The following is a 14,170-nucleotide window of genomic DNA, read 5'->3' as shown; positions in this document are numbered from 1 at the left end:
ACATCGTCCGCGCCCTCGGCCTCCTCGTGGAACGCGGCCTCGCCGGCGCCGAACACCGCGACGGCACGGTCCGCTACCGCGCCGCCACCGCCCGGTTCACCGCCGCCAGGACCGCCTGGACCGACGCCACCAGCGGCGAGGGGTCACGGCCCGCGCCCCACGCCGTCACGCCGTCGACCCGGCACTGCGCGTACGCCGTCGCCTCCTCGCCGTGCGCGTCCTCGGTGAAGTCGACGATGTCGACGCCGACCCCGGCCGCGGCGAGCGCGTCCACGAACGCGGACAGGGTCCCGCCGCCCCGCCCCTCGAAGTCGCCCGTGCGGTCGCCCACTTGGAGGGTGCACACGAACCGGTGCGCCTGCCCCTCGCCGTCCGTCGACCACGCCGTCAGGGACACGTGGCCGGCGCCGCGCCCCGGCTCCAGGTACGTCGAGCGGAACAGTTCGTACAGGTCCTTCGGGGTCGCCTCGTGCCCGCTGTCGTCCGTGGCCTCCTGGACCACCCGCGCGAAGTCGGGCCGCATCCGCGCCGGCAGGTCGACGCCGTGGTGCGTGGCGAGCAGAAACGCCATCCCGCCCTTGCCCGACTGCGAGTTGACGCGGATCACGGCCTCGTAGCTGCGGCCCACGTCCGCCGGGTCGATCGGCAGGTACGGCACGTCCCAGCGGGCCTCCTGCGCCGGGACCCCGGCCGCCGCTGCCGCCGCCGCGTGATGCGCGAGGCCCTTGCTGATCGCGTCCTGGTGCGTCCCGGAGAAAGCCGTGTAGACGAGGTCGCCGCCGTAGGGGTGGCGGGGGTGCACGGGCAGCCGGTTGCAGTGCTCGACCACCTCCCGTACGGCGTCGATGTCGGAGAAGTCGACCATCGGGTCGACGCCCTGTGCGTACAGGTTCATGGCCAGGGTGACCAGGTCGACGTTGCCCGTGCGCTCGCCGTTGCCGAAGAGGCAGCCCTCGACGCGCTGGGCGCCCGCGAGGACCGCGAGTTCGGCACAGGCGACGGCCGTGCCGCGGTCGTTGTGCGGATGCACGGACAGGATCACCGAGTCGCGGCGGGACAGGTTCTTGTGCATGTACTCGATCTGGTCGGCGTACACGTTCGGTGTCGCGATCTCGACCGTCGCCGGGAGATTGTGCGTGACCGGCCGGTCGGGGCTCGCGTCCCACAGCTCGGTCAGGCCGTCGCAGATCTCCAGGACGAAGTCCGGCTCGGTGACGTTGAAGGTCTCCGGGGCGAACTGGAAGCGGATGCGCGTGCCGGGCCGGGCGTCCGCGAGGCGTGCCATGTGTGCCGCGGCGTCCCGCACGGTCTCCCACACCTGCGCGCGGTCGCGGCCGAGCACGACGTCGCGCCAGACGCGGGAGGTCGGGATGTATAGATGGACGACCGCGCGCGGCAGGCCCTCGATCGACGCGAAGGTGCGCTCGATCAGATCGCGCCGCGCGGGCGTGAAGACGACGGGCGTGACGTCGTCGGGGACCGCCCCCGACGTCACCAGGTGGCGTACGAAGTCGAAGTCGGTGCGGCTCGCCGACGGGTAGCCGACCTCGATCTCCTTGAACCCGGTGCGCACGAGCAGGTCGAAGAAGCGGCGCTTGCGGCCGGTGTCCATCGGCTCGGCGAGCGCCTGGTTGCCGTCGCGCAGGTCGACGGGGACCCACAGGGGCGCCCGCTCGATCCGGGCCCCCGGCCAGCTCCGCTCCCGCACGGGGACGTCGACGCGGTCGTGGTGCGGGCGGTAGCGGTGGTGCGGCATGGGGCCCGGCTGCTGCGGGTTCCAGTCGTGGGCGGTGGTCATGGGTGACGTGTCCTTCGGCTCGGTCGGACGACGACCGGCAGCACGGCATCCCGCGGCGGGGTGCCGGTCGCGTCAGGCCCCGCCGCGGCAGCCGAGAAGAAGGAGACCGCGGAAGATCACGAGCAGTAGGCTAGTCACAGCTCAGGTCCTCAGACAAGTTGTTTGGGGAAAGGAAAGGTCCGGTCGGCCGGGGGATAAAGTCTCCGCGTTCACGCGCTGTTCAGGACGACAGGACGAGCAGCCGTGTTCGACAGCGGTGTTCAAGAAGAGCAGGTGATTCCCGTGGCGCTCGGCGCGCTCCGTCCCAGCCCTCTGGTCGAACAGGCCGCCGAGCGGCTGCGCGAGCAGATCGCGTCGGGGCACTGGCCGGTCGGCACCAAGCTGCCCGGCGAGACGACCCTCGCCAAGGAACTCGGCGTCGGCCGCTCCACCGTCCGCGAGGCCCTGCGCGCCCTCGCCGGCGCCGGACTCGTCCGGGCCCGGCAGGGAGCCGGTGTCTTCGTGACCGCCGACCGGCCCGTCGACGAGTGGCCCGCGCGGCTGCGCGCCGCGGCCGTCGCCGACGTCTACGAGGTCCGCGTCCTGATGGAGGTCCAGGCCGCACGCCTCGCCGCACGCCGCCGCACCCCCGAGGACGTCACGGCGATGCGCGCCGCCCTCGACGCGCGCAGAGCGACGGCGGAGGAGGGCGGTGCCGCGTTCGTGGACGCCGACATCGCGCTCCACGCGGCGGTCGTGGCCGCCGCCCACAACCCCGTACTCACCGACCTCTTCGCCGAGTTCGCGCCCGCCCTGCGCCAGGGCCTCATCGATCTGCTCGACCTCGTCGACGTCCGCGCCGCCGAGGCCGGTCACGGCGACGCGGCGCACACCGCGCTCGTGGACGCCGTCGCGTCGGGCGACGAGGACGCCGCGGAACGCGAGGCGCGGGAGGAACTGGCCGTGATGCGGGGGAAGCTGGCGCGCACGGACTAGGGGGTGTGCGGGTAGGGCGTGTGCGGACCTGTTCGTACGGCACTCGCGCATAGCCTGGCCGACCAGGAGGTACGTGACCATGCGCGTACCGCACGCTCCTCGGGAAGGGCTCGACATGAAGATCGGCATCATCGGCGCCGGCAACATCGGCGGCAACCTCACCCGCCGTTTCACCGCGGCCGGCCACGACGTGTCCGTGGCCAACTCGCGAGGCCCCGAGACCCTGCGCGACCTCGCCGAGGAGACCGGTGCCACACCCGTGACCGTCGCCGAGGCCGCTCGCGGCGCCGACGTCGTCGTGGTGACCGTCCCCATGAAGGCCGTCCCCGGCCTGCCCGACGACCTCCTCGACGACGCGCCGGAAGGCGTCACCGTCATCGACACCGGCAACTACTACCCGCAGCAGCGCGACGGCCGCATCGCCGCCATCGAGGAGGGCATGCCCGAGAGCCGCTGGACCGAGCTCCAGATCGGCCACCCCGTGGTCAAGGTCTTCAACGGCACCTACGCCCACGAACTCCTCGACAAGCCGCGCCCCAAGGGCGACCCCGGGCGCATCGCCCTGCCCGTCGCCGGCGACGACGAGGCGGCCAAGTCGGTCGTACGCGGCCTGCTCGACGGGATCGGCTTCGACTCCGTGGACACGGGCAGCCTCGACGAGTCCTGGCGCCAGCAGCCCGGCACCCCCGTCTACGGCCTCGCGGCGGACACGAACACCGTCCGCAAGGCCCTGGCCGAGGCGTCCCCGGAACGCACGGCGGAGTGGCGCGCCTGAGTCGCCGGGTGCGGGGGGCACGTCATGGGGTGGCCCAGTCCCGCAGCGCGCCCTTGCTGGTGAAATTCGCGACGTCCTTGTCGAGCGGTCGGTCCGTGTACTGATGAAACTTCCAGGCCGCCTTGATACGCGGCTTGCCGGCCGTCGTGTAGTCGGCGATCCAGAGCCCGTCACCGGCGTAGGACGTCGTATCCACATTCAGCCAGAAATCGCGGTTCGTGTAGAGCACCACCCGGTGATGGGGGCGCAGGCGCTTCACCTCGCGGATGAAGCGGTCCTTCTCCGAGTTGCTCGCGCGGGTGCCGTCCCCGGTCGTCTCCCAGTCCACGGCCAGCACGTCGCCCGCCTTTTCGGGGGCCTTGCCGACGAAGTACTCGGCCTGCGCCGTGAGGTTGCCCGGCCACAGGAAGTGGTAGAAGCCGACGACGCAGCCGCCGTCACGGGCCAGCTTCGTCTGGGCGGTGAGCCGTGGATTGACGTACGAGCGCCCCTCCGTGGCTTTGATGAAGACGAACGACAGGCCTTCCGTGTCGAACGTGGACTGGTACGAGCTGACGTCGATGCCGCGTAGCATGCTGGCCTCCTGGTCGGTGGGGCGACGAGGTCGAAAAACCATCGTCCCCGATCCGATCCCGTCGGGGCACCCCTTTCCCCACGTTGATCCGCCTGTGCGGTGAGGCGCGCTGCCAGGACGTTTCGGTGGCCGCAGTCTTGGAACACGCTTTACATGGGTCCGTGCAACTGCCGGAGCCCTGTCGCTGTCTGACAGTGAGTTGGGCCCGTTGGGGGGCACGGGGTGAATCGGAGAGTGGGGCAGGTCGTGGGACGGCGCAAGGACGGAATAGGGATCGCGCTCGTGACGGTCGCGGTGCTGGTGGGCGCGAGCGCCTGCGGCGGCGGCAGTGGCGGCAAGGCATCGGGCGGGAACGACGGGAAGGCGGAGGAGAAGCCGGGCAAGAGCTCCTCGCCCTCGCCGGCGAAGCCCAAGGGTCCGCCGATGCTCCTGGAGACGATCACTCCGCTGAGCGACGCCAAGGTCGGTGTGGCGATGCCGATTTCGGTGGTCTTCACCAACCCCGTGGCCGCCAAGGCGCGCGCCTCCGTCGAGAAGCACATGAAGGTCAGCACGTCGCAGCCGGTGGCCGGCGCCTGGCACTGGTTCGGCGACAAGCGCGCCGACTGGCGCCCCAAGACGTACTGGCCCTCCGGTACCAAGGTGAAGGTCGACGCCGACATGAAGGGCGTCAGCAACGGCAACGGCCGCTACGGCGTGCACGGTTACACGCACTCCTTCACGGTCGGCGACGACGTCCGGGCCGACGTCTCCGTCACCGGTCACACCATGAAGGTCACCAAGAACGGCCAGGCCGTGCGGACGCTGTCGATCAACGCGGGCAGCGCCGAGTACCCGACGTGGAACGGCACGATGGCCGTCATCGACAAGCAGGAGAAGGTCCACATGACCTCCTGCAGCGTCGGCATCAGCTGCGACAAGGGCAGCGCCAACTACTACGACCTGACGCTGCCCTGGGACGTCCACCTCACCCAGTCCGGCACGTACGTCCACTACTCGACCGGTGACCCGAACCCGGGCAGCGGCTCGGCCCGTGGCTCGCACGGCTGCGTCCACCTGTCGCTGTCCGACGCCAAGTGGTTCTACGGCCAGGTCAAGCAGGGCGACCCCGTCACGATCACGGGCTCGCCGCGCGCCAAGGCTCCGGCCGACAACGGCTACGCGGCGTTCAACCTGAGCTGGGACCAGTGGCTCGCGGGAAGCGGGGCGGGGGAGGGCACGACGGCGACCCTGTGACCGCCGCCGCCCTCAGCCCCTGCTGATCGTCAGCACTCGATGATGTTGACGGCGAGGCCGCCCCGCGCCGTCTCCTTGTACTTGACGGACATGTCGGCGCCGGTCTCCTTCATGGTCTTGATGACCTTGTCGAGGGAGACCTTGTGGCTGCCGTCGCCGCGCATGGCCATGCGGGCCGCGGTGACGGCCTTCACGGCGGCCATGCCGTTGCGCTCGATGCAGGGGATCTGGACGAGGCCGCCGACGGGGTCGCAGGTCAGGCCGAGGTTGTGCTCCATGCCGATCTCGGCGGCGTTCTCGACCTGCTCGGGGGTGCCGCCGAGGACCTCGGCGAGGGCGCCCGCGGCCATCGAGCAGGCGGAGCCGACCTCGCCCTGGCAGCCGACCTCGGCGCCGGAGATGGAGGCGTTCTCCTTGAAGAGCATGCCGATGGCGCCCGCGGAGAGCATGAAGCGGACGACGCCCTCCTCGTCCGCGCCGGGCACGAAGTTGATGTAGTAGTGCAGAACCGCGGGGATGATGCCCGCGGCGCCGTTGGTGGGCGCGGTCACGACGCGGCCGCCCGCGGCGTTCTCCTCGTTGACGGCCATCGCGTAGAGGGTGATCCACTCCATGGCGCGGGCCATCGGGTCGCCTTCGGCGCGCAGCTGGCGGGCCGAGTTCGCGGCGCGGCGGCGGACCTTGAGGCCGCCGGGCAGGATGCCCTCGCGGGACATGCCGCGCGAGACGCAGGCCTGCATGACGCGCCAGATGTCGAGGAGTCCGGAGCGGATCTCGTCCTCGGTGCGCCAGGCCTTCTCGTTCTCCAGCATCAGCGCGGAGATGGACAGGCCGGTCTCCTCGGCGAGGCGGAGCAGCTCGTCGCCGGTGCGGAAGGGGTACTTGAGGACCGTGTCGTCGGGCACGATCGGGTTCTCGCCGGCCACGGCATCTTCGTCGACGACGAAGCCGCCGCCCACCGAGTAGTACGTCTTCTCCAGGACGAGGGCGCCCTCGTGGTCGTAGGCGAAGATCGTCATGCCGTTGGCGTGGTACGGGAGTGCCTTGCGGCGGTGCAGGACCAGGTCGTCGTCGAAGCTGAACGGGATCTCGTGGACGCCGAGCAGGCTGAGCTTCCCGGAAGCCTTGATCGCCTCGACGCGGTCGTCGGCCTTCTCCACGTCGACGGTGCGGGGGGAGTCGCCCTCCAGGCCGAGCAGGACCGCCTTGGGGGTGCCGTGGCCGTGTCCGGTGGCGCCGAGGGAGCCGTAGAGCTCGGCGCGTATCGCGGCGGTGTGGGCGAGCAGGCCCTCGTTCTTCAGGCGGCGCGCGAACATGCGGGCCGCCCGCATGGGGCCGACCGTGTGGGAGCTGGACGGGCCGATGCCGATCGAGAACAGGTCGAAGACCGAGATGGCCACGGGGAACTCCTAGGTGGGGTTTCGGCGGACGCCGTTGTCCGCCGGGTGGTGCGCAAGGCGATACGGAGGGCGGTGCATGGGACGGGGCACCGCTCTCACTGTCCAGTGTGCGCGGTGCCCCGAAATTTCATACGTACAAATGCGTACGAAACTACTTCAGGCCGGGGTACAGGGGGTACTTGTCGGCGAGAGCGGTGACGCGGGCCTTGAGGGACGCCGCGTCGTATTCCGGCTTCAGCGCTTCGGCGATGATGTCGGCGACCTCGGTGAAGTCCTCGGCCTGGAAGCCGCGGGTGGCCAGGGCCGGGGTGCCGATCCGCAGGCCCGAGGTGACCATCGGGGGACGCGGGTCGTTCGGGACGGCGTTGCGGTTGACCGTGATGCCGACCTCGTGGAGCCGGTCCTCGGCCTGCTGGCCGTCCAGCTCGGACTCGCGCAGGTCGACCAGGACCAGGTGCACGTCGGTGCCGCCGGACAGCACGTTCACGCCGGTGGCGCGGGCGTCGTCCGAGGTCAGACGGGCGGCGAGGATCTGGGCGCCCTCGATGGTGCGCTGCTGGCGCTCCTTGAAGTCCTCGCTCGCGGCGACCTTGAAGGAGACGGCCTTGGCGGCGATCACGTGCTCCAGGGGGCCGCCCTGGAAGCCGGGGAAGACGGACGAGTTCAGCTTCTTCGCGAAGTCCTTCTTCGCGAGGATGATCCCGCCGCGCGGCCCGCCGAGCGTCTTGTGCGTGGTGGAGGTGACCACGTCCGCGTACTCGACCGGGTTGGGGTGCAGCCCGGCCGCGACGAGTCCGGCGAAGTGGGCCATGTCGACCCACAGGTAGGCGCCGGTCTCGTCCGCGATGCGGCGGAACGCGGCGAAGTCGAGCTGGCGCGGGTAGGCGGACCAGCCAGCGATGATCACCTTGGGGCGGTGCTCCTTGGCGAGGCGCTCGACCTCGGCCATGTCCACGAGACCGGCCTCGTCGACGTGGTAGGCGACCACGTCGAACTGCTTGCCGGAGAAGTTCAGGCGCATGCCGTGGGTGAGGTGGCCGCCGTGGGCGAGGTCCAGGCCGAGGATCGTGTCGCCGGGCTTGGCGAGCGCGAAGAGGGCGGCCTGGTTGGCGGAGGCGCCGGAGTGGGGCTGGACGTTGGCGTACTCGGCACCGAAGAGGTCCTTGACCCGGTCGATGGCGATCTGCTCGGTGACGTCGACGTGCTCGCAGCCGCCGTAGTAGCGCCGGCCGGGGTAGCCCTCGGCGTACTTGTTGGTCAGGACCGAGCCCTGGGCCTCCATGACGGCGACCGGAGCGAAGTTCTCCGACGCGATCATCTCGAGGGTGGACTGCTGGCGGAGCAACTCGGCGTCGACCGCGGCGGCGACGTCCGGGTCGAGCTCGTGCAGCGGGGTGTTCATGAGCGACATGGTCGTGGTGTCCCTAGTTGCCGGAGCCGGAGAACGCGTCGTACTCGTCCGCGGAGAGCAGGTCCTTCGGCTCTTCCGAGGTGCGGACCTTGAACAGCCAGCCGCCCTCGAACGGGGCGGAGTTCACCAGCGACGGGTCGTCCACGACGTCCTGGTTCGCCTCGACGACCTCGCCGGTGACCGGGGAGTACAGGTCGCTGACGGACTTGGTCGACTCGAGCTCGCCGCAGGTCTCGCCCGCGGTCACCGTGTCACCGACCTCGGGGAGCTGGGCGTAGACGACATCGCCGAGCGCGTTGGCCGCGAACTCGGTGATGCCGACCGTCGAGACGCCGTCCTCGGCGCCCGACAGCCACTCGTGCTCCTTGCTGTAGCGCAGCTGCTGGGGGTTGCTCATGATCTGAATTCTCCTGTACGCGGGTGGGTGCTGCGGAACGAGAGGGGTGTGCGCTGGGTTACTTCCGGCGGCCCCCGTGAGGACTGGTCGGACTACTTCTGGCGCTTGTAGAACGGCAGCGCCACGACCTCGTACGGCTCGTGGGCGCCGCGGATGTCCACGCCCACGCCCTCGGTGCCGGGGGCGGCGTGCGCCGCGTCCACGTAGGCGATGGCGATCGGCTTGCCGAGCGTGGGGGAGGGGGCCCCGGAGGTGACCTCGCCGATCACCTGGCCGGCGGCGACCACGGACATCCCGGCGCGCGGCACCCGGCGGCCCTCGGCGATCAGGCCGACGAGCTTGCGCGGCGGCGCGGTCTCGGCGCGCTCGGCGGCGGCCTCGAGCGCCTCGCGGCCCACGAAGCGGCCCTCGTTGCCCGTCTTCTCGAACTTCACGACGCGGCCGAGACCGGCGTCGAAGGGGGTCAGCGCCGTCGTCAGCTCGTGCCCGTACAGCGGCATGCCGGCCTCCAGGCGCAGCGTGTCGCGGCAGGAGAGGCCGGCGGGGACGAGCCCGACCGGCGCGCCCGCGTCGGTCAGCGCCTGCCACAGCTTCTCGGCGTGCTCCGGGGCGACGAACAGCTCGAAGCCGTCCTCGCCGGTGTAGCCGGTGCGGGCGATGAGGGCCGGGACGCCGGCGACGGTGCCGGGCAGGCCCGCGTAGTACTTGAGGCCGTCCAGGTCGGCGTCCGTGAGGGACTTCAGGATGCCGGGGGACTCGGGACCCTGGACGGCGATCAGCGCGTAGGCGTCGCGGTCGTCGCGGACCTCGGCGTCGAAGCCGGCGGCGCGCCCTGTGATCGCGTCGAGGACGATCTGCGCGTTGCCGGCGTTGGCGACGACCATGTAGTGAGGAAGACCGTCCTCCTGCTCGCCCAGGCGGTAGACGATCAGGTCGTCGACGATCCCGCCGTCCTCCTGGCAGATCATGGTGTAGCGGGCGCGGCCGGGGCCGATCGTGGACATGTTGCCGACGAGGGCGTAGTCGAGGAGATCGACGGCCTGCGGCCCGGTGACGGTGATCTCGCCCATGTGCGAGAGGTCGAAGAGGCCCGCCTTGGTGCGGACCGCGATGTGCTCGTCGCGCTCGCTGCCGTACCGCAGGGGCATGTCCCAGCCCGCGAAGTCGGTCATCGTCGCGCCCAGCGAGCGGTGCAGGGCGTCGAGGGCGGTCTTACGGGGGACGTTGTTCATGAGTGGTGCTCCAGGATCCCAGGCATGACAGACGAGGGCGATGGTCTTCCTCCCCATCTGTCATCGGAACCTGAGAGGTTCGCCGGCGCCACACGTACAGGTGGTCGCGGCTTGCACCTTGGGTGGAGCGGCCGAGGGCCGCCCGCTTTTCAGATATGCCTCGCCCGCGCGGTACGGGGCCTGAGAGATTCAAGGGAGGAACTTGCTCCTTCGGCGCCCCCGGGGACGCGTAGGCGTCCGGGGAGCTCTCCCGCGCGGATTCAAGCGGCCGGTATGCAGTTGGTCGTGCCTCTTGGCGCGCACATCATTGCATGCCGACCGTACGGGGAAACCACTTGTAGGGCATTACCGTCTCTTTACACTTGACGGGCAAGGGTGACGTGACCGGAACGGGGAGGACGATCACGGTGCACAAGGCAGTGGCGGGTGCGTACGCGGCGGCAGGGGCCGGGCAGCGTGCTGTGCCGCGCCCCGGGGCGGTGACAGGGCGCGGTCCGGTCGTCAGGGATCTGCGCGGCAGAGGCGGCCGCACGCCGAGGCGCCTGGGCTTCGCGCGGGGTGACCTGATCGTGGTCTCGGGGCTCCCGGGCAGCGGCAAGTCCACGCTGATGCGCCGCGTGGTCGGTGCCGGGGGAGCCGTGCGCATCGACTCGCAGGACACGCGTGACCGCTGGGCGGCCCGGCTGCCGCGGCTGCTCCCGTACGCCGTGTACCGCCCGCTCGTGCGGCTGGCGCACTTCGCCGGGCTGCGGCGGGCCCTGCGCTCGGGAGGCAGCGTCGTCCTGCACGACTGCGGCACGCAACGCTGGGTGCGGCGCTGGCTGGCCAAGGAGGCCGGGCGGCGCGGCGCGGACCTGCATCTGATGCTGCTCGACGTCGACGCGGACACGGCGCTCGCGGGCCAGCGGGACCGCGGCCGCGGGGTCTCGCGCTACGCGTTCGCCCGGCACCGCCGCGCGGTCGCGGGCCTGGTGGAGTCCGCCGAGCGCGGTGACCTGCCGTGGGGCTGCGCGTCCGCGGTGCTGCTCGACCGGGACGCGACGGATGTGCTGAACGGGATCGGGTTCGAGGGGAGTTGACCGGCCGTGACCCTCTGTGCGCGTACGGACGCGGAGGGTGCTCTGTCACCCGTACGCGCTAGGGTTCGGCCGCAGACAGAGCGGTTCCAGAGCGGGTGGTAGGCACATGGACATTCCGGCGCAGGCTCACGCACATCCGTACGGCGGGTGGCCGGCCAACGAGCTCGAGGAGGTGCTCGCCGCCTCCCTCGGGGTCGACTCGGCGGGCGGCCGGATCGTCGAGGTCCTCGGGCGCAGCCCGGTGTGGATACCGCTGCCCCAGGGCGGCGGACCCGGCAGCCCGACCCTCGACCTGCCGACGCTGGAGATCGAGGGCCAGGCATATGTGCCCGTCTTCAGCTCCGAGGAGCAGTTCCTCGCGGTCGTCGGCGACCGGATGGGCTGCACGGTCGCGCCGGCCGTCGAGTTCGCGCGCGGGCTGCCCCCGCAGGTCGGCATCGCGGTGAATCCGGACGGCGCCGTCGGCGTCCCGCTGCCCCCGCCCGCCGTCGCCGAGCTGTGCAAGTCCGGCCGTACGCCGCTGGACGGGCCCGCCACGGGCGGCCGGGTCAGCCTCTACGAGCCCGACTGGCAGGACGACCCGGTCGACTTCCTGGCCGCCGTGCGCGAGGAGTTCGAGGCGTCCGGCGTCGTCCTGACCGCCCGCCGCTGCCTCGCCAGCGTCGAGGGCGGCGACCCTCTCCTCTTCGTCGGCGTCGAGCTGTCGCAGTGGGAGGGCCCCGCGCGCAACCTGCCCATGGACGCCCTGGGCCGCGCCCTCGGCCGGGCTCCCGCGCCCTGGCCGGTGAACCTCGTCCTGCTCGACATCACCCAGGACCCGGTCGGTGACTGGATGCGTGCCACGCTGCGGCCGTTCTACACGCAGGGTCACTGAAAGCCCGGCGCCGGTCCCCGTTCGGGAAAGACGGGAAAGTGCTCGACCGCGCGTACGTCAAGTCGGTGCCAGGATCGCCGCTTAAGCTGGTTTCATGACCTGTCTGGGCGGTCCCGCCGCGGGGAGCGGGTCGAAATCGTCGGGTACGTCACGAAGGGGCGGTTACGGGTGAGTGCGTCGGGCACGGCCGCGGCCGGTCAGGTCGAGCACATGCTGCGCCAGGTGACGCCGGGGCGTTACGACGCCTACGAGGCGCTGCTCAACGCGCTCGCGGACCCGGGCGCCGGTCAGGTGTGGATGCTGCTCTGGCACGGCCAGGCCGGTTCCCCCGACGCGCAGTACGGGAACATGGAGGTCGACGGCTCCTCGTACGCCCCCTGCGTCACCTCCGCTCAGGAGCTGTCCGCCTCCGGCTGGAGCCGCGCGTACGAGGTCGTCGGCGGGGTCGACGCGGCCCGCACGCTCTACCCCGACCACTACGGCCTCTGGCTCAACCCGCACGCGCCCGGCGGAGGCGTCGGCATCCCGTGGCTCGACCTGCGCCGCATCGCGGGCGGCCTCGACCGCCAGCCCGCCGGGCCGCTGCGCCTGAGCGACCCCGCCATCGAGATCCCGCAGTTCTACGCCCTGCTCACGCAGAACGCGCACCGCACCACCGCGATCCGCTCGCTGCGCCGCGCCTGGGTCCAGCCGACGCTCGGCGCGCCCTATCTGGCGATCGGCCTCGATGTGTACGACACGTCGCCGGTGTCCGTGGACGCGGTGCGCGCGATGATGCAGCAGTCGGTCGTCGCCGTGCCCGACGGACTGCCCGTCTCCACGGTCGCGATGTCCGACGAGCACGACCCCGTCGCCATGTGGCTGCGCGCCAACGCCCGCCCGTTCTACGACCGCGAGGCGCACGCGGCCCCGGCCGCCCCCGCGCCCGCCCCCGTCGCGGGGTACGGGTACCCGCCGCCGCACGGGACGTACTGAAACCGTTCGCCGCGGGCCCTCGCTCCAACTGCCGCCGGAAACCTCCGGGTTGACCTGGCCCCATTCCGCCCCGTTTTAGGGGGAGTTGGCGCACCGCCCGGGCATTCTCACCACATCGGTCACCATGTCGCATTCCGGACCCGATGGAGCTCTGCCGGGCCGGAGTGAATTGTCCGCTCAGCCGGTTCCCGCGTCCGCATAATGCACGCCTGCCGCCTCATCACGGTTGCGCAACCTTTCTCGGTGAGGGCTGGCGGCTGATCACAGGCGCATTGAAGACTCCCTGCAGACACGGGGTTTCGACTCTGTGTACGAGCTGAACGGTCGACTACGGGGCCATGTCCCGGACTGTCCAGCGTGTGAAACAGGATCAAGCCGCTACAGCGGCGGGCGTGGGCCGGCCACAGTCGGCCGAGAGGGGTCAACCACACCGTGACCGCACCGATCGAGACCACTGGGGCCCAGGCCGAGGTGCAGCCCGAGGCTGTGCTCGCCGGCACCAAGGGGCAGCAGATCGAGGGGCGTTCCCTCGGGCGTATCGCCTGGAACCGCTTCAAGAGGGACAAGGTCGCCGTCGCCGGCGGCGTCATCGTCATCCTGCTCATCCTCATCGCCGCCTGCGCGCGCCCCCTGCAGCACCTCTTCGGCCTCGACCCGAACACGTTTCACCAGGACCTCATCGACCCCACCACCTCGCTCCCCAAGGGCGGAATGGGCGGTATGGGCGGTGACCATCCCCTCGGTGTGGAACCGAAGTTCGGCCGCGACATCCTCGCGCGCATCCTCGAAGGCTCGTGGGTCTCGCTCGTCGTCGCCTTCGGCGCGACCGTCCTGTCGAACGTGATCGGGGCGGTCCTCGGTGTCGTCGCCGGGTACTACGGCGGCCGGGTCGACTCGATCATCAGCCGCATGATGGACACGTTCCTGGCGTTCCCGCTGCTGCTGTTCGCGATCTCCATCTCCGCGACCCTGCAGGGCGGCGCGTTCGGCCTGAACGGGCTTCCGCTGCACATCTGCGTGCTGATCTTCGTGATCGGATTCTTCAACTGGCCGTATCTGGGCCGGATCGTGCGCGGCCAGACGCTGGCGCTGCGCGAGCGGGAATTCGTGGACGCGTCCCGCGGGATGGGGGCACGCGGCCCGTACATCCTGTTCCGGGAACTGATGCCCAACCTGGTCGGCCCGATCATCGTCTACTCGACGCTGCTGATCCCGACGAACATCATCTTCGAGGCGTCGCTCAGCTTCCTGGGCGTGGGCATCCAGCCGCCGCAGGCCTCCTGGGGCGGCATGCTCAACCAGGCCGTCGACTACTTCCAGGTCGATCCGCAATACATGATCGTTCCGGGCCTCGCCATCTTCGTCACCGTGCTCGCGTTCAACCTGCTCGGTGACGGTCTCCGCGACGCCCTCGACCCGCGCAGCCGCTGACTCAGGCCGCATC

13 protein-coding genes and 1 riboswitch are annotated in these 14,170 nt (G+C 70.9%); of the genes, 7 read left to right on the top strand and 6 right to left on the bottom strand.

Translation table 11 applies throughout. The features are described from left to right. Positions 1–73: 73 nt before the first annotated feature. Positions 74–1,798, bottom strand: a complete 1,725-nt coding sequence (gene leuA / locus OG698_RS17120) for a 2-isopropylmalate synthase (RefSeq protein ID WP_406103846.1) — start codon at positions 1,796–1,798, stop codon at positions 74–76. 282 nt (positions 1,799–2,080) lie between these two features. Between leuA and OG698_RS17115 the strand changes: the two genes are divergently transcribed. Both OG698_RS17115 and OG698_RS17110 read left to right on the top strand, forming a co-directional pair. Then, positions 2,081–2,773, top strand: coding sequence for a FadR/GntR family transcriptional regulator (locus tag OG698_RS17115; protein WP_406111115.1), 693 nt, complete (start codon positions 2,081–2,083; stop codon positions 2,771–2,773). Between the two features lie 115 nt (positions 2,774–2,888). After that, positions 2,889–3,548 carry an NADPH-dependent F420 reductase gene (locus OG698_RS17110; protein WP_406111113.1) on the top strand — a complete coding sequence of 220 codons (660 nt, stop codon included), beginning with the start codon at positions 2,889–2,891 and terminating at the stop codon, positions 3,546–3,548. A 22-nt stretch (positions 3,549–3,570) separates the two neighbouring features. On the opposite strand, the gene OG698_RS17105 is transcribed toward OG698_RS17110, so the two are convergent. Then, complete coding sequence (locus OG698_RS17105) at positions 3,571–4,122, bottom strand: glycoside hydrolase family 25 protein (RefSeq protein ID WP_406103845.1); 552 nt, start codon at positions 4,120–4,122, stop codon at positions 3,571–3,573. Between the two features lie 246 nt (positions 4,123–4,368). Here OG698_RS17105 and OG698_RS17100 point away from each other — a divergent pair, with 246 nt between their 5' ends. Next, entirely contained in the window at positions 4,369–5,358 is a 990-nt protein-coding gene (locus tag OG698_RS17100) for an Ig-like domain-containing protein (RefSeq protein ID WP_406103843.1), read from the top strand. Between the two features lie 29 nt (positions 5,359–5,387). On the opposite strand, the gene OG698_RS17095 is transcribed toward OG698_RS17100, so the two are convergent. From OG698_RS17095 to gcvT, 4 genes are all read right to left on the bottom strand, one after another. Continuing rightward, positions 5,388–6,758, bottom strand: a complete 1,371-nt coding sequence (locus OG698_RS17095; RefSeq protein WP_326774008.1) for an L-serine ammonia-lyase — start codon at positions 6,756–6,758, stop codon at positions 5,388–5,390. 151 nt (positions 6,759–6,909) lie between these two features. Continuing rightward, positions 6,910–8,169, bottom strand: a complete 1,260-nt coding sequence (gene glyA, locus OG698_RS17090) for a serine hydroxymethyltransferase (protein WP_399971889.1) — start codon at positions 8,167–8,169, stop codon at positions 6,910–6,912. Positions 8,170–8,182: 13 nt separating this feature from the next. Next, positions 8,183–8,566, bottom strand: coding sequence for a glycine cleavage system protein GcvH (gcvH, locus tag OG698_RS17085; RefSeq protein ID WP_100598297.1), 384 nt, complete (start codon positions 8,564–8,566; stop codon positions 8,183–8,185). Between the two features lie 92 nt (positions 8,567–8,658). Next, positions 8,659–9,798: a glycine cleavage system aminomethyltransferase GcvT gene (gene gcvT / locus OG698_RS17080; protein ID WP_406103841.1), complete on the bottom strand. Its 1,140-nt coding sequence runs from the start codon at positions 9,796–9,798 to the stop codon at positions 8,659–8,661. Between the two features lie 159 nt (positions 9,799–9,957). Continuing rightward, positions 9,958–10,061: riboswitch (glycine riboswitch) on the bottom strand. A 198-nt stretch (positions 10,062–10,259) separates the two neighbouring features. Here gcvT and OG698_RS17075 point away from each other — a divergent pair. The 4 genes from OG698_RS17075 (at position 10,260) to OG698_RS17060 (ending at position 14,157) form a co-directional block, all read left to right on the top strand. Next, positions 10,260–10,877 carry an AAA family ATPase gene (locus OG698_RS17075; protein WP_406111111.1) on the top strand — a complete coding sequence of 206 codons (618 nt, stop codon included), beginning with the start codon at positions 10,260–10,262 and terminating at the stop codon, positions 10,875–10,877. A 106-nt stretch (positions 10,878–10,983) separates the two neighbouring features. After that, positions 10,984–11,751, top strand: a complete 768-nt coding sequence (locus OG698_RS17070; RefSeq protein ID WP_406103840.1) for an enhanced serine sensitivity protein SseB — start codon at positions 10,984–10,986, stop codon at positions 11,749–11,751. A gap of 168 nt (positions 11,752–11,919) precedes the next feature. Next, entirely contained in the window at positions 11,920–12,726 is an 807-nt protein-coding gene (locus OG698_RS17065; protein ID WP_406103838.1) for an enhanced serine sensitivity protein SseB C-terminal domain-containing protein, read from the top strand. 432 nt (positions 12,727–13,158) lie between these two features. Next, positions 13,159–14,157: an ABC transporter permease gene (locus OG698_RS17060; RefSeq protein ID WP_406103836.1), complete on the top strand. Its 999-nt coding sequence runs from the start codon at positions 13,159–13,161 to the stop codon at positions 14,155–14,157. Positions 14,158–14,170 lie beyond the last annotated feature (13 nt).

This window comes from Streptomyces sp. NBC_01003 (assembly GCF_045162695.1).
Lineage (GTDB): Bacteria > Actinomycetota > Actinomycetes > Streptomycetales > Streptomycetaceae > Streptomyces.
Note: the sequence above shows the minus strand (reverse complement) of the source record. Positions and strands in the feature narration are given on the sequence as shown.